Origin of the sequence: Rhodococcus sp. NCIMB 12038, assembly GCF_002165735.1 — a bacterium.
In the GTDB taxonomy this organism is placed as follows: Bacteria; Actinomycetota; Actinomycetes; order Mycobacteriales; family Mycobacteriaceae; genus Rhodococcus_F.
Window position 1 is genome coordinate 132,866 of record NZ_NHML01000010.1, and the last position, 14,854, is coordinate 147,719.

The 14,854-nt window shown below is 66.6% G+C and carries 17 protein-coding genes; 7 read left to right on the top strand and 10 right to left on the bottom strand.

Annotated elements, in window-relative coordinates:
• Nucleotides 1–73 precede the first annotated feature (73 nt).
• On the top strand, nucleotides 74–280 hold the full coding sequence (locus CA951_RS16975) for a hypothetical protein (protein WP_143543065.1): 207 nt from the start codon (nucleotides 74–76) through the stop codon (nucleotides 278–280).
• Nucleotides 281–343: 63 nt separating this feature from the next.
• Here the strand turns inward: CA951_RS16975 and CA951_RS42835 are convergent, their stop codons facing one another.
• Entirely contained in the window at nucleotides 344–526 is a 183-nt protein-coding gene (locus CA951_RS42835; RefSeq protein WP_143543066.1) for a hypothetical protein, read from the bottom strand.
• 102 nt (nucleotides 527–628) lie between these two features.
• Here CA951_RS42835 and CA951_RS16980 point away from each other — a divergent pair, with 102 nt between their 5' ends.
• The gene (locus CA951_RS16980; RefSeq protein ID WP_087557949.1) at nucleotides 629–1,039 is read left to right on the top strand and encodes a secondary thiamine-phosphate synthase enzyme YjbQ; all 411 of its coding nucleotides are present in this window, start codon (nucleotides 629–631) and stop codon (nucleotides 1,037–1,039) included.
• Nucleotides 1,040–1,064: 25 nt separating this feature from the next.
• On the opposite strand, the gene CA951_RS16985 is transcribed toward CA951_RS16980, so the two are convergent.
• Nucleotides 1,065–1,700 carry a TetR family transcriptional regulator gene (locus CA951_RS16985; protein ID WP_087557950.1) on the bottom strand — a complete coding sequence of 212 codons (636 nt, stop codon included), beginning with the start codon at nucleotides 1,698–1,700 and terminating at the stop codon, nucleotides 1,065–1,067.
• Between the two features lie 111 nt (nucleotides 1,701–1,811).
• On the opposite strand from CA951_RS16985, the gene CA951_RS16990 reads away from it, so the two are divergent.
• The gene (locus tag CA951_RS16990; protein ID WP_087557951.1) at nucleotides 1,812–2,324 is read left to right on the top strand and encodes a CarD family transcriptional regulator; all 513 of its coding nucleotides are present in this window, start codon (nucleotides 1,812–1,814) and stop codon (nucleotides 2,322–2,324) included.
• A 100-nt stretch (nucleotides 2,325–2,424) separates the two neighbouring features.
• On the opposite strand, the gene CA951_RS16995 is transcribed toward CA951_RS16990, so the two are convergent.
• The gene (locus CA951_RS16995) at nucleotides 2,425–3,306 is read right to left on the bottom strand and encodes a glycine-rich protein (RefSeq protein ID WP_256973854.1); all 882 of its coding nucleotides are present in this window, start codon (nucleotides 3,304–3,306) and stop codon (nucleotides 2,425–2,427) included.
• 232 nt (nucleotides 3,307–3,538) lie between these two features.
• Between CA951_RS16995 and CA951_RS17000 the strand changes: the two genes are divergently transcribed.
• A complete protein-coding gene (locus CA951_RS17000) occupies nucleotides 3,539–4,537 on the top strand; it encodes an MBL fold metallo-hydrolase (protein WP_087557953.1) in 999 nt (332 codons plus the stop codon).
• Nucleotides 4,538–4,576: 39 nt separating this feature from the next.
• Here CA951_RS17000 and CA951_RS17005 read toward each other — a convergent pair whose 3' ends face one another.
• The 4 genes from CA951_RS17005 to CA951_RS17020 all read right to left on the bottom strand — a co-directional run bounded on the left by CA951_RS17005 (nucleotide 4,577) and on the right by CA951_RS17020 (nucleotide 7,987).
• On the bottom strand, nucleotides 4,577–5,620 hold the full coding sequence (locus CA951_RS17005; protein WP_087557954.1) for a DNA polymerase IV: 1,044 nt from the start codon (nucleotides 5,618–5,620) through the stop codon (nucleotides 4,577–4,579).
• Between the two features lie 69 nt (nucleotides 5,621–5,689).
• Nucleotides 5,690–5,878, bottom strand: a complete 189-nt coding sequence (locus tag CA951_RS17010; RefSeq protein WP_087557955.1) for a hypothetical protein — start codon at nucleotides 5,876–5,878, stop codon at nucleotides 5,690–5,692.
• Nucleotides 5,879–5,915: 37 nt separating this feature from the next.
• On the bottom strand, nucleotides 5,916–6,368 hold the full coding sequence (locus CA951_RS17015) for a hypothetical protein (protein ID WP_087558089.1): 453 nt from the start codon (nucleotides 6,366–6,368) through the stop codon (nucleotides 5,916–5,918).
• 221 nt (nucleotides 6,369–6,589) lie between these two features.
• Nucleotides 6,590–7,987 carry a plasmid pRiA4b ORF-3 family protein gene (locus CA951_RS17020; RefSeq protein ID WP_087557956.1) on the bottom strand — a complete coding sequence of 466 codons (1,398 nt, stop codon included), beginning with the start codon at nucleotides 7,985–7,987 and terminating at the stop codon, nucleotides 6,590–6,592.
• Between the two features lie 61 nt (nucleotides 7,988–8,048).
• On the opposite strand from CA951_RS17020, the gene CA951_RS17025 reads away from it, so the two are divergent.
• A complete protein-coding gene (locus CA951_RS17025) occupies nucleotides 8,049–9,218 on the top strand; it encodes a serine/threonine-protein kinase (RefSeq protein WP_087557957.1) in 1,170 nt (389 codons plus the stop codon).
• A 41-nt stretch (nucleotides 9,219–9,259) separates the two neighbouring features.
• On the opposite strand, the gene CA951_RS17030 is transcribed toward CA951_RS17025, so the two are convergent.
• Nucleotides 9,260–10,156 (bottom strand): LLM class flavin-dependent oxidoreductase, encoded by an 897-nt coding sequence (locus CA951_RS17030; protein ID WP_087558090.1) that lies wholly within the window; start codon nucleotides 10,154–10,156, stop codon nucleotides 9,260–9,262.
• Between the two features lie 95 nt (nucleotides 10,157–10,251).
• Between CA951_RS17030 and CA951_RS17035 the strand changes: the two genes are divergently transcribed.
• Nucleotides 10,252–10,599, top strand: coding sequence for a GNAT family N-acetyltransferase (locus tag CA951_RS17035; protein ID WP_087558091.1), 348 nt, complete (start codon nucleotides 10,252–10,254; stop codon nucleotides 10,597–10,599).
• Here the strand turns inward: CA951_RS17035 and nhaA are convergent, their stop codons facing one another.
• Nucleotides 10,600–12,468, bottom strand: coding sequence for a Na+/H+ antiporter NhaA (gene nhaA / locus CA951_RS17040; RefSeq protein WP_087558092.1), 1,869 nt, complete (start codon nucleotides 12,466–12,468; stop codon nucleotides 10,600–10,602). It lies immediately after the preceding gene.
• A 195-nt stretch (nucleotides 12,469–12,663) separates the two neighbouring features.
• Between nhaA and CA951_RS17045 the strand changes: the two genes are divergently transcribed.
• Nucleotides 12,664–14,334 carry a plasmid pRiA4b ORF-3 family protein gene (locus tag CA951_RS17045; RefSeq protein ID WP_256973857.1) on the top strand — a complete coding sequence of 557 codons (1,671 nt, stop codon included), beginning with the start codon at nucleotides 12,664–12,666 and terminating at the stop codon, nucleotides 14,332–14,334.
• A 44-nt stretch (nucleotides 14,335–14,378) separates the two neighbouring features.
• Here the strand turns inward: CA951_RS17045 and CA951_RS17050 are convergent, their stop codons facing one another.
• Nucleotides 14,379–14,819: an SRPBCC family protein gene (locus tag CA951_RS17050; RefSeq protein ID WP_087557959.1), complete on the bottom strand. Its 441-nt coding sequence runs from the start codon at nucleotides 14,817–14,819 to the stop codon at nucleotides 14,379–14,381.
• Nucleotides 14,820–14,854: the final 35 nt, after the last annotated feature.

Here is a 14,854-nt window from a genome sequence, read left to right on the forward strand (position 1 = left end):
CCCGTTGCACTACAGACCAATTCGTGAAACACGAAGTCACGAAACCATCCCGACCCGAAAGTGGGTGATCGGCATGACGGTGCTCAGCATCGCCGCGGCCGTGCTGGCCGCGGTCGTGGTTCTCGGCCTCCTCGGTGACGGCTCGATGGACTTCTACGCGGTTGCGGAACGAGAGGCCGCCCACCAACGCGACAAGGCCGCACGGCCCCGCACTCACGACCGAATGCGGAACCGTTCGGCTGTTGGGTGGAACGCCACCCGCCGGTCACCTGCAACGTGAGCACGAACGTGGGAGGTCCGGGAACCGTTACGTTCGATGTCACCGTGGCTTGTTTCGTTGTGGCTACGCGGCGGCGAGGGGAATGGTGGGCAGGTCGGGGGCGTGGCGGATGTCGTTGCGGGTCAAGGTCGCCGGATGGTCGGACAGGCAGCGGAAGGAGCGAACCGGCTCGCCGATCGGGTCGGCGCGGTGGGAGGCTTTGGCCTGCACTAGGTCACATAGCGGATGCAGCAGTCGGGTAGCCATGCAGCCACCGGCGCAGACCAGCGACTGACACCGCCGTGACGTCTGCGGACGCCGCAGACGTTTCGCTCGAATGTCACGCACCCGCGCGCTAACGTCGGAACCATGTTCAGTACCGAGATCGAGGTGCGCACCGGCGCTGAGCCGATGGTGCACGACCTGACCCGTGAGATCGAGAAGTTCCTCGCGTCGGCCGGCGCCGGCGATGGCCTGCTGCATGTCTGGGTGCCGCACGCCACGGCAGGACTTGTCGTCATCGAGACCGGAGCCGGGAGCGACGACGACCTGCTGCGTGCGATCGATGAACTGCTTCCCCGCGACGACCGGTGGCGGCACCGCCACGGCAGCCACGGACACGGCCGCGACCACGTGCTGCCGGCATTCCTTCCGCCCTACGCGTCCGTGCCCGTCTTCGACGGCGCGCTCGCGACGGGCACCTGGCAGTCCGTGTGCCTCGTCGACACCAATGTCGACAACCCGGTGCGGCACGTCCGATTCAGCTTCCTCGCGGGTTGAGTCAGAGCCGGCGGGACACGTCCGATCACGCGCGCGCGAGTCCCCTTGCCGAGGAATAGATCTCGGGGAGGCTCGCTGTCTCGTCGGTGGAGGATCGATCCACCCACGTCTCCAACGCCGCACGGAGGACGGCGACCGACACATCGACTGCCAGTCGAATCTGCAGGTCGGAGCAGTCGAATCTCGTCGACACTACGTCGACCAGGACCGAGGTCCGTCGCACACTCTCACGCGCCAGCACAGCACGCAGAGCCGGTTCCTTCTTGATGAGCCTGTTCACCCGCAGCAATCGCCGGCAGGGCGTCGACGAACTGTCCGCGTACATGACCAATGCGTCCGCGAAGGACGTCTCCAATGCGAGCCTCGGGGAGAGGGCCGAGTCGAGTTGGTCGAGCCGTGATGCCACGACCGCCTCGAAGGCCCAGTGGTCCCGGAGCGCGGCCTCTTCCTTGGTGGCGAAGTATCGGAAGAACGTGCGCTGAGACACGCCCGCTGCTTGCGCGATCTCCCCGACGGTTGTGGCCTCGACACTCTTGCGCTCAAACAGTGTGAGGGCGGTCTCACTGATCTCCACGTTCGTCTGTTCACGTCGCCGCTCCCGTAGCCCCAACGGGCCAACGGGCAGGTCAGACGGCACGGGGAACACTTCGAGTCTGGTCATCAACGGCCTTTGTTATCGGTAGGAGAACCCCACGGGTCGATCGTTCACACCCAGGCATCCGTTGTCAACATGGCAGCGTGTGTCATAATGTACGCGAAGGGTAGGTAATCAATGAATCTCAATATCGGTGATATTTTCCTGTACCCGCACCATGGGTCCGTGACGGTCACAAAGCTCACGACCCGGATGTTCAAGGATCTACCCACTGATTACGTGCAATTCGAAGTCGCTCAGAACGGGCTGTCCATCGAGATCCCGGTCGCGAAAGCCGAGGCCATCGGCGTTCGGAACGCGATCAACAACGATGAAGTCGGTCGAGTCTTCGACATCTTGCGCGGGCCGACGGTCGACGACCCGTCCAACTGGTCTCGTCGGTTCAAGGCCAATCAGGAAAAGCTGACCGTGGGCGGAATCTTCACGGTGAGCGAAGTCATCCGCGATCTGATGACCCGTTCACAGGAAAAGCCCCTGTCGGCCGGCGAGAAGCGGCAGCTCGAGCATGCGATGCAGCTCGTCATTTCCGAACTCGTCCTGGCAATGAAGTCCGACCCGGACGAGACTCGGCGCCGCATCGAAGCTATCTACGAATCCGCCGACTCCACCGCGGCGGTCGCTGCAGTCTGACGACACGAGAATCGGCGGCAGCCGGGACGAGAGTTCCGGGCTGCCGCCGATGTCGTTGAGTCAGCTGCGATCTACCACGTCTCCAATACAGGAGTCGAGATCAGCTGCTGCCGAACAGGTTCCCGAGTGACCCGGTTCCTGAATCCTGCCCGTAGGTGATGATCACAGTGGGTGCCACGTCTGCCGCAGCGGCGGCGAAGGTCCCGCCGGGTGCGTAGGACGAGCCACCGCCGCCACCGCCGCCACCGTAGTTAACGGCGCCGCCTCCGCCACCGAACCAGCCGCCGCCACCGCCACCGCTCGCACCTGCAGCGGCGCCACCGACGCCCGCTTCACCCGGCGAACCATGGGGGTCGCTGCCCCCGTTGCCTCCGACACCACCAGTGGCGCCGGTCGCACCGCCGCCGCCCCCTCCGCCGCCGCCCGCTTGGCCGTCGGGGCCGGTCGGGGTCAGGTTCCCTACGCCACCGATGTAGGTGTCGCCCGCACCGCCGCCGCCTGCCGCGACGATCTGGCGATCCGCTAGCTCGCCCGAACCGGTGCGAACGTCGGAGGCCCCGCCTCCACCACCGGCACCGGCGCCACCGGCTCCGCCGCCGTTGTATCCGGCCAGCCCGGTGTCGTCATCGCCGTTCCCGCCGACCTGGATGTACAGCGCGTCACCTGCGGCGACGGTCAACCGCCCGGTTGCGACTGCCGCGGCGCCGCCGAGGATCTGACCACCGTTTCCACCACGTCCGCCCGTTGCCGTCACCGCCAAGCTGGTAATGCCTTCGGGAACCGTGAACGACTGCGCACTGCCGGTAGAGGTGAATGTGCAGGTCACCTGGGTTCCGGCGCCCTGCACGCAGCCGGCAGGCAGGGCGGCCGGCGCGGCAACCGCCACGCTGGGCGCGATCATCCCCGAGGCGCCGACTACGGCGAGTCCACACATTCCGGTCGTGTACCACCGGCGGCGTGATCGAACGAGGTTTGTGGTCAAAGCAGTCTCCTGTCGCAACGCGAGCATGTGAAAGCTGGTCCGAGTGGAGCATTCCACAGCGTCCCGCTTCCAGCGGGTCTTCCGATCTCCGAGCCGACAACTTCGCCGAAAACCCCAGTTCACAGCCTGTGCCGTACCGCTAATCGGGACCCGCGGTATCGCAATCCGCGTCGAAAGGTCAGTATGAAGGTAAGTAGAACTAATTTGTTCACCTAGGCAACGAGGTATGCACATGAGCGACGCTGCGCCCATCGGTGATGGGATCTTCCAGATTCCGGTCCCGATCACCGACAATCCCCTTGGTCACACACTCGTATACGCGATGGAATCCCCCGGCGGGCTGATCCTCGTCGACGCCGGCTGGGACGACGACAACGCCTGGGCCGGCCTCACCTCTGGGCTCGAGGCCATCGGGCACTCAGTCAAAGATGTGGAGGGCGTCGTCCTCACCCACTTCCACCCGGACCACACGGGTCTGTGCGGGCGTGTGCGGGAGGCGTCCGGCGCGTGGATCGCGATGCACGAATCCGACCACGAAATGTTCGAGCACATGTCGACCGGGCACGGCCCGGAGTGGCTGGAGTACCAGAAGGCCAATATGACGCGGGCCGGCGCCGCCCCGGCGGACCTCGAGGCGTTCGAGAAGTCCGCAGCAGGGAAACCGCCGACCGGTCCCGATTCGGCCCCCGACCGTGTCCTCGTCGACGACGAACTCATCGCGCTCACCGGTCGCGGCCTGCGCGCCGTCTACACCCCGGGCCACACCCCCGGCCACATCTGCTTCTACCTGGAAGACGCCGACGTGATGTTCACCGGCGACCACGTCCTGCAGAAGACGACACCGCACGTCGGCAACTTCGTCTATCCGCTCGAGGAACGCGACGCCCTCGCTGAGTTCATGAACTCGCTGCGCCGCGTCCAAACCATGAACATCACCCGGGGTCTCGGCGCGCACGGCATCCCCATCGACGACGTCGCGGGCCGTGCCGGCGAACTGATCGAACACCACGAAGAGCGACTCGACCACCTACACAAGGCTTTCGGCGACGACCAGATCACCGTGTGGCAAGTCGCCGAGCGGATGAAGTGGTACAAGCCGTGGGCCGACATCTCCCCCATGGGCAAGGGCATGGCGCTGTCCGAGGCCGCGGCTCACCTTCGGCACCTCGTCGCCCGCAACCTCGTCGCCCAGGTTCCCGACAGCGAACCCGCAGTCTTCGCCCGCCGCTGACACGTGAGCGGCAAAGCGTCCTCGGGCACGCTTTGCCACTCACGTGGGTGGTGTCATCTCCAACCGCACGCCGAGGAGCCGGACTTCCCGCTCGTGGTCGAGCCGATCGACCAATGCTGCTGCCGCGTCGGCGATCACGTCCGGATCGAACGTCGGCTCGGGCAGTGGCTTGCTTGTCGTGTGGGTGTCGAACGGGGCGTAGCGCACCTTCAACGCCACTCGCACCGCCTTGCGGTTCTCCGCGAGGATGTCCTCCCGGACCCGGGCGGCGAGGCGTCGGATCTCCTCGGTGAAGGCCTCCCGCCCGGCGAGGTTCTGCTGAAACGTCGTCTCCCGGCTGTGCGACCGCGCGACCCACGGTTCCGCGGACACCGGGGAGAGGTCGATTCCTCGTCCGATCCTGGCGTACCACGGACCCATGTTCGGACCGAGGGTCGCAGCCAATTCCTGATCCGAGGCGTCGGCCAGTTCCTGCACGGTGTTGATGCCGAGCGCGGCAAGCTTTTTCGAGGTCTTCCTGCCGATCCCCCACAGCGCGTCGGTAGGGCGCTCCCCCATGACGGCGAACCAGTTCTCCTCGGTGAGCCGGTAGATGCCCTGCGGTTTGCCGAAGTCCGTCGCGATCTTGGCACGTAACTTGTTGTCGCCGATGCCGACCGAGCAGTGCAGCCCGGTCGCTTCGAGGACGGCGTCGTGAATGGTTCGCGCGAAGGCCTCCGGATCATCGGTCTCGGCACCGAGAAACGCCTCGTCCCAGCCCATCACCTCGACGACGACATCCAGCTTCCGCAGGGTGTCCATCACGACACCCGACACCTCCATGTATGCGTCGGCATCGACGGGCAGGAACACGGCGTCGGGAATCTTCCGGGCCGCGATCCGCATCGGCATCCCGGACCCCACACCGAATTCCCGCGCCTCGTACGACGCCGTCGACACCACCGCACGCTCCGTGGGATCCCCACGACCGCCTACGACGACCGGACGTCCCCGCAGCTCAGGGTGGCGCAGCACCTCGACTGCGGCGATGAACTGGTCGAGATCGACATGCAGCACCCACCGGCGACGCGGCGGAGTACTCATGAGACCAGTGTGCCCGACCCATCCGTCCAGGAACCCCGGAATCTGCGGAGTTCCCGGACCGGGCCACGGTCACCGTTCGTTGCGTTCCCACAGGTCGTCGGCGTGATCGCCGAGGTCGCGGCGGTTGAGTCTGCGTGACTTGCCGAGCTTGCGAAGCGTCGGGATGGTCTCGCGGGCTGCGACACCGACGCCGCGCCGCTTGCGCGGAGAGCAGAGCGCGCAACCGCGGTAAGTACGTGAGGGGTGGTGGGTAGGCATGCCGCCTCCGATGGTGACTCCGCGCGAAGCGAAGGTTTCAGAATACATCGGTGCCGTCGGTCGGCGGAAGCAATTCGTCGGGGAACCGATACGAGCATCCGAGTTCACTGGTGGAACGGGTGCCCCAATTGTCCCGGAACCACGCCACGCACGTGTTCGCGATCAGGTTTACGTCGCGGCTGAAGAGATAGCCGTCGGTACAGTCTTCGAAGTGGTCGTCGAACTGCCAGATGTCGAGTGGCAGGTTCTCGGTGGAATAGTCGGCAAGTAGCAGGTGCCCGAGTTCGACGCGTGATCGACGAAGCATCAACACACCGTCGGCCAGCACCTGAATCTGCGCGCAGACGACTTCTTGGTCGTCGTCTTCACTGACGTAACTGTTCGGGCCGATCTCGACGATGAGCGCGACCGGTTGATCGACCAGCGAGCCTGTCAACCACTCGACCATCCCCGCCCACGAAACCTCGGGCAACTCGGTGGAATCGACCATCGTCATCACCTTCCCTTACTCGCGACCGAACCGGGGATCTTCGGGAGCCTCCCCCTGCGTCGTATCAAAGCAGATGGTTCCGACACGTGTGGCGCGAAATCGTTCAACGCCGATTCGTGTCGTTCACGCAACCGACTCACCGCGAGAGCAGCTGTGACCATCGAGGGAGTCGAATGCGGATGTCCCGCTGCATGTTCGGCTCACGCGTGCCGATCGCCCACCTACATCGACAGCACCATCTGAGCGAAGTGGCGACCCCAGACTGGGTCCATCGGCTGGTCGCGCTGGACCCAGCCCTCGACCATTGCGCCGGTGAGTTCGAGGAACGAGATCGTGGGGCGGGCGATCCAGAAGAGCTCCTCTCGGCCGACGATGGTCCCGTCGCTCGTCCGCCAGCCGAGGGCGGCGAGTCCTTCGGCGATCACGTCCCGGCGTTCGTCCGACGTGGTGCCGGCCGCGAGGGTGAGGAGCACGAGGTATCCGGCCTCCCGCTCGATGGGCTCGTCCGCCAGTGGCAGCCGCTCGAGAAGGTGTCTCCACAGCCGACGCGCATCGCTCGCCGTCGCGGAGCCGAGATTGGTGCGAATCAGTTTGCCCTTGTACTTGCGCACCAGTCCGAGGGTCTTGGCGTATTCCCGGAGCAGGTGGACCGGCCGCTGATCCGACTCGCGGTTGCTGCTGGCGGGCCAGTCGTCGAAGCCCGGTAGTTCCTGTCGCATCTCCGCCACCACGGCCGGTGGCAGGTAGCCCGCCTGGGTCAGAGTGATGCCGTCGGGACCGATGCGGTTCAGGAACCACCGCAGGTGGAACGTCGCCGCTTCCTGCGTCTCGTGGATGTCGCCCAGCCGGTCGGTGAGGTGGGCACGCTCGAGAAGCGAAAAGACTTGCGGGGCAGCTTGATGGGGGATCCGGCGCAGCAGTGCGGCGAACTTCGAATCCGACACCGGCGGGTGGTCACGAATGACGGCTTCGAGCCGCAGGCCACGGTTCACGGTGTCGACGCCGAACGATTCGGGTGCGAAGCCCGGCCCGACCCACGCCCCGGCGTCGTGATGACCGGGGTGCGACGGCGTCGCCAGGACCTTCAGCAGGTCGTCGTATCCGCCCGGTCCGCCGCAATCCTCGGGCGGGCACGCGCGGGCGCCGGCGAGGCAGGCGACGCTCGGCTCCGAGTCGTCGGCGTCGATCCGTTCGAGCACGATCGTGTGCTCCCAGCCGTCGCCGAAGTCGTACAGATACGACAGCTGCTCCCCCGGTTCGGCCAGAACCTGATCGAGCCGCACAGCGTCTTCGCACAACTCGTCGTCCTCGTCGGCGAAACCCTCGTCGATGCTCTCGCGCATGTCGTAACGCTCCGACGCGGGCGGCTCACCGCCGACCCACGAATGCAGGTGGCTGTCCTGCCAGCCCATGATCGTCTGCACGATCGGGTGCAGTTCGTGCAGCCGCAGGTTCGACGGCACCACGAACTGGCGCCAGATCGGCGGCGACACGTCGTCGAGTTCGATGCGCAGGTGGTAGCCCGCGACGCGGCGGCGACCCCGCCGTTCGGACGGCCGGACGATCACCGGCACGTCAGGTACGACGGACAGGTGTCGGCGTTTACCCGAAGCGGTCATGGCGTCATGGTAGGCGGGAGGCAGGAGTGTCCGGCACAAGTGGTGACGATAGCGTGAACGCATGTCTGTGTCCGCACTTCTCGCAGGTCGGTACCAGCTGCGGGGAGTGCTGGGCCGAGGCGGGATGGCCGACGTCCACGACGGGTGGGACCTGCGCCTCGAGCGCCCGGTCGCGGTCAAGGTGCTGCGTCCCGAACTCGCGTCCGTCCCCGACACCCGCCGGCGGTTCGAGGCCGAGGCCCGGCTGGCCGCCACGTTGAACCACCCGAACGTGGTCGCGGTCCACGACTGCGGTGAGGACGCCGGAGTGGCGTACATCGTGATGGAACGCCTGCCCGGGCGGACCCTCGCCGACGAGATCGCCGCCGGACCCCTACCCGACGCGCGGGTGCGGTCGATAATCGCCGACGTGCTCGCCGCCGTCGGCGCCGCTCACGGAGCCGGGATCCTGCACCGCGACATCAAACCGGGAAACGTCCTGTTCACCGAGACGGGCACGGTGAAGGTCGCCGACTTCGGCATCGCGAAGAGCGCGGCGTCCGACCACACCGCGACGGGACAGGTGCTGGGCACCGTGGCCTATCTCAGTCCGGATCGCATCCTCGGCACACCCGCCACCACCGCCGACGACCTCTACGCTGTCGGCGTCGTCGGCTACGAGGCCCTCGCCGGGCACCGTCCGTTCACCGGCGACAACATCCTGTCGCTCGCCCGGGCCATCACCGACGGGGCGGCCCGACCCCTCCACGCGGTGCGTCCGGACGCCGACCCGAACCTCGTGCACACGATCGAACGGGCGATGTCCCGCGATCCACGGCAGCGGCCCGCCGACACCCAGTCGATGCGGGCCGCAGTCCTCGGAACGCCCGGTCCCCCGACGAGGGCATTCACACACACCACATCCGTTCCCCCGCCGGCACCCCAGCCTCGGCGATCACGGCGGACCGGCGTGATCATCGCCGCCGTCGTCGCACTGCTGGTGGCCGCTGCCGTGGCGGCGCTGGCCATCGCGTCGCAGAATCAGGACGGCACCGTCGGTCCCGGCACAAGCACCACCACCGCCGTCGCTCCGCCGCCGGTGCCCGTGCCTCCCCCGAGCAGCACCGTCGACGTCAAACCCGTCGCACCGGCCCCGCCGACCAACGCCCCGAAGACGGGTCCGGGAAACAACAACGGCAACAACGGGAATGGGAACGGCAAGACCAAGGACAAAGACAAGGACGGCAACTGACCTGATCGGGCTGCGGTCGTCGAGTCGGGCGCGCGCACCCGTCAGGAGCCGCGGCGGGCCTCCACCGCAGCCCGGACCGCGGGTGCGACGCCGGTTGCAAACTTCCTGATCTGGTCGAGGTCGTCGCCGTCGGTGCCGAACACGAATGTGTCCATGCCGGTCTCCACCACGAGGTCCGTCAGTTGGCTGACCCACTGCTCGGTGGTGCCGTGGAACAGCGTGTCCGATCGAGTGTCGCTGACCCGGCCGAACACGTTGTAGACGCGGACGATCGAACCCGGATCGCGGCCGGCGTCCGCCGCGCCCGCGTCGATCTTCGCGTGCATGCCCGGCAGGACCTCCGGCGGGAAGTAGGAACTCGACGGCACCCACCCGTCGGCGGAGCGTCCCAGCGCACGCAGCATCCGTGGGCCGCCGACGCCGAGCCAGATCCCCATCGGATGCACCGGGACCGGCCCGGGATGCACGCCGTCGAGGCGGTAGTGGGTGCCCTCCGATCGGACGGCCCGCTCACCCGACCACATAAGGCGGATGACCTGAACGGCCTCCTCCAACGCGGTCGCGGCCTGCCCGGGCGTGCGGACGTCACCACCCATCGCCCCGATCGCCTCCCAGAACGCGCCCGCACCCAACGCCAGTTCGAACCGGCCCCCCGACATCACGTCGAGGCTGGCCGCGGCCTTCGCCATCACCGCAGGCGGGCGAAGCGGCAGGCACGCGACGTCGGGAAACACCCGCACCCGTTCGGTCCGCGCCAGCAGCATGCCCATCAGCGACCAGCAGTCGAGGAATTTCGCCTGGTACGGGTGATCCTGGACGCCGATCAGGTCGAGTCCGGTGTCGTCGGCGAGCGCGGCGAGTTCGAACGTGTTGTTCAGCAACTCCATCGTGGGGGTGACGAACACCCCGAACTGCGGGGTCCTGCCGTAGTCGGTCATGGGCGCGTCCCTTCTCGGATCGCTGAACTCCCCCTCGATCATCCAACACCGTGGCCGCCGGGAACACCCGGTTCGTCGCGCGGCATAGTGGGTTCATGACAGACGACACGAAAGACGCTCCCACACCCGACGTCCGGGATGCGCCCGAACATCACCGCTTCGAAATCCGTGTCGACGACGAGCTGGCCGGGTTCACCGAGTACCTGGACCGCGAGAATCAGCGGATCTTCTTCCACACCGAGATCGGCGAGCAGTTCGCGGGCCGCGGCCTGGCCAGCACGCTGATCCGCCGCGCGCTGACGGAGACCGTCGGCGGTGGCAAGCGGATCGTGCCGATCTGCCCGTTCGTCGCCCGCTACCTCGAGAAGCACGACGACTTCGCCGACGACGTCGACGCCGTCACCCCGGACGCGATCGAGGCGGTGCGGCACCGGCAGCGCTGATCAGGGTGCGCCGTCGGCGCCGCGAGCCTCTTCGAGCTGCCGGATGAGGGTCGCGGCGTCGTACGGTCCGGTGTGCCGGGTGAGGTCGGTGCCCGTCGCACCGAGGTAGAACGTGGGGGTCCCCCGGAAATCGCTCGACTCGGCGTCGAGCTCGTCGTCGTCGATGCGGTGGCTGTACGTGCCTTTGCGGATGTCTTCCTCGAACCGGTCCATGTCGAGCCCCAACTCGGCGGCGTAACCGAAGATCTCGTCCTCGGCGAGGGCGTCGCTGTTGGCGAACAGGTGGTCGTGCATCTCCCAGAATCGCCCCTGGGCGGCCGCCGCCTCGCTCGCCTGGGCGGCGAACCGGGCGTGCGGATGGACGGCGTCGAGCGGGAGATGCCGGAAGACGTAGCGGAGTTCGTCCCCGAACTGCGCTCGCACGTCCCGGATGCTGCCGGTGGCCTTGCTGCAGAACGGGCATTCGAAGTCGCCGTACTCGACGAGGGTGAGCGGCGCATCCACCGGCCCGCGCACGTGATCGCGGCGGGGATCGACGGGCCGGAGCAGGGTGAGTCCGACGACCTCCGTCTGCGGGTGCACCCAGTCCGAGATCCGGAACAGGGCCCACCCGAGGACGGTGGCGATGACGGCCGCCGTCAGGACGCCGACCCGGGCGTCGTTGGCGAGTTCGGGCGAGTCGATGGCCAGGTCGACGATGAACAGCGAGATCGTGAAACCGATGCCGGCCAGCGCGCTGCCACCGGCGATCTGCGACAGACTCAGCCCGGGTGGCAGGCTTCCTGGCCGCAGCTTCGAGAACAGCGCGGTGGCGACGGTGATGCCGACGAGTTTGCCGACCACCAGGCCGAGCACGATGCCCCACGCCAGCGGAGACCGGGCCGCGTCCGCGAGCGTCTGTCCCGTGATGACCACGCCGGCGTTGGCGAGCGCGAAGATCGGGACGACGAGGAACGCGGTGTAGGGCTGGTAGAAGCGCAGGAGCCGCTCGTTGACGGACACTGCACGCAGCACCCCGAGCTGGGCGGCGCGGGCGTAGTCGGAATTCGGTGACTGCCGGAACGCCCGCGTGAGCTCACCTGCCCGCTCCACCTCGCTGCGCCGCGGCGGATACACCGGCAGGATCAGCGCGATCAGCACGCCGACCAGGGTCGGGTGGACGCCGGACTCGTAGAACGCGACCCAGGTGCCCGCCGCGACGACGAAGTAGGCGACGCCGCGCCACACCTCGAGCTTGCGCAACTGGACGATCAGCAGCAGCCCGACGCACCCGAGGAGCAGCGGTCCGAGCCGCAGGTTGTCGGTGTAGAAGAAGGCGATGATGGCGAGGGCGCCGATGTCGTCGGCGACGGCCAGGGTCAGGATGAACACGCGCAGCCGGGCGGGGCACCGGGGTCCGACGAGGGCGAGTGCGCCGAGCACGAACGCGGTGTCGGTGGAGACGACGACGCCCCACGCACTGGCCTCGTCCCCGGTGGGGTTGAGGAGCAGGAACAGAACCGCGGGCAAGGCGAGCCCCGCGATCGCGGCGAGCAGCGGCACGGCGGCGCGGGCGCGGTCGGTGAGCTCGCCGATCGTCAGCTCACGTTTCACCTCCAGCCCGACGACGAAGAAGAACAGCGTCATCAACCCGTCGTTGACCCAGTGCTTCAGGTCGAGGCCGATGCTGTAGTCGCCGATCTGAATGGTCACCGGGGTGTGCCAGAACGACTCGTACGAATCACCGATGTTGGCCCACACCAACGCGAGGATCGTGGCGACGAGGAGGAAGCCGGCCGACAACTTGTCGTCGTCGGTGTCGTCGCGAATCAGGGCCAACCGCGCCGACAGTCGTCGAAGTGTGGTGGGGCTGCTCTGCTCGACCGTCATCTGGTCCTCACTCACATTCTCGGCCGCTGGTCAGCCTAACGCCGCTCGGCTCGCGCCGCCCGGCCGTCCGATCAAACTCGGATCCGGCCGCGATATCATCCCGCCATGGGATCGAAGCGGGGTAAGAATCCGGGCCAGAAACGTGCGGCAAAACAGCAGGCACGCCAACGAAGGAACCGCTCCACTGTTGTGCCGATGTTTCCCACTCCCGCCGTCGACCCGGCGCTCATCGACGACTTCGTTCAGTGGCTACGCACGCGCGATTTCCCCGTGGACGCGGATCTCTTCCCGCACCTCGTCGAGTCGACACTCACAAATCTCGCACGCGGCCGCCGCGGTTTCCGCGCCACCGGCTGGCTCCCCGCGGACGCTCATGTCCTGCTCGATGTCGCCGATGAAGTGGCCGCAGAGCCTTCCGAGGACGTGGAGGACGTCGCAATGGCGATCGTCGCCTCGGCACTGACTTTCCTCAACTATCTCGACGAAAACCGTCTGTGGACCGGGACCGAGGAGAACCTCATCCATTGCATCGAGGACCTCGTACAGTTCCTCGAGCCGCAATCACCCATCCTCCTTCCGGAAGACATCGCGCTTCCCGCCGTGAATGAAGAAGACGAAGTTCGCGCACTCGTCTCGCTCCCGGTGATCACGACCCTCGCCGCACTCGTCGAGTGGGTCGGCGCGGGTGTGCCCGTCACCTCCACCAAGGTGCCCAAACCTGTCTCGCTTCCCGATCTCGCTCAGGCACTGGGTATCGATCTCGCCGTCGACTCGGAGGGATTTCCGCGTGCGCGGAAGATCCGCTCGATGCGCGACGTACCCGAAATGTTGGAGTATTGGGAAACCGCGGAAGAGATCGGTCTCATCACCGTCAACTCCACGCGGGCGGTCCCCGGACCGAACGCGGAGCTGATCACCGACCGCACGACCCCCGCGCTGCCGCTGATCCGTGCAGCTGTCACCGAATACGTCCGCAGGCAACTCGTATCGGCGCAACGTGATCCACTCGACCCCAACCATCTGACCAATATGGTCGTCACTCAGGTGATCTTGGCCGGGATGACATCTGAGCCGTCTGTCGCCGCCTCGGACGGCGAGCGGTTCGACGACGAGCAATCGTTCATGGACGCGTTCGTCCACGACCGGTTGGACACGCTGGTGGAACAGCAGTGGCTGACCATGGATGACGCATACCGGGTTCCTGCCGCGCTCCGGCCTGCCGTCCTTCGTGCCGTCCAACTCGTGAGTTCAGAAATCGAGTACGCCGAGTCCGAAGCGTTGGATTCAGACATCACCTTGCGGATCTCACTGGAAGGCACACACATTCCTGTCTGGCGTCGCATTCGGCTCGATGCCGCACTTCCGCTCGCCGCTCTCCATGACATCATCCAGTCCGCGTTCGGGTGGGAAGACTCTCATCTCCACGAGTTCTCCGTCGGACCCGCGTACTCGGGCGGCAAAGTATTCATCCCCGCCGAAGACATCGCGCACCGCGACGTCGTGGGTACTGCCGTCCCGGAGGAGGAGGTCGCGGTCGGTTTGTTGCTCAGCTCGGTCGGCGACCGTCTCACCTACCTGTACGACTTCGGTGACGACTGGATCCATCACATCGAGGTCGAGTCGGTCGACGACCCCGCCCCCGACTCCCCTGCCGCGCTCTGCCTCGATGGCCGCAACATGGCGCCCTTTGAAGATTCCGGCGGACCGTGGGGCTGGGCGAACAAGATCGAGGCCAGCGCAGACCCGCATCACGAGGAACACGCCGAGATCCGGGAATGGCTCGGCCTTCGCCCCGGTCAGCAACTCGATCCGACATCGTTCGATCGCGACCGAGTCAACGAGGCCTTCGAGACGTTGTTCGCGTAGAGAGCGTCTGAATTGGTGTCCGCGCGTGATGCGCGGACACCAACTCAGACGTAGTTCTCGAGAACGAACTGGGTGAACCCCTTTCGGATCAGGCGCACGGCCTGCTTCTGCCCCTGACGCAGCACGGACTTCGGCACCCACACCTTCGGCTCGACCGCCATCGTGAGCTGAACCGACGTCCCGCGCGGGGTGGGGATCAGTCGGTACTCCCCTTCCTGGCATTTCTGCTTCTCGCTCTCGAGGAGCGTCCACGACATGTGCTCGTCGCCGATCCACTTGTGCTCGGCGAGCTGAGTGTCCGAGACGCCGAGAACGGCGAGCGTCATCCGCACGGCGCGGGGGCGTCCGTCGTCGAACCGGGATTCGACGACCACCTTCTTGTGCACTGCCGACCACTCGGGGATGCGTTCGACGTCCACCAGCGCGGCCATGACCTGTTCGGGGCTCGCCTCGATCTCGAACTCGCCTGATACCGACAACGCCATCTAGTGTTTCTCCTTCTCGTTTCCCGGTGTGCCCA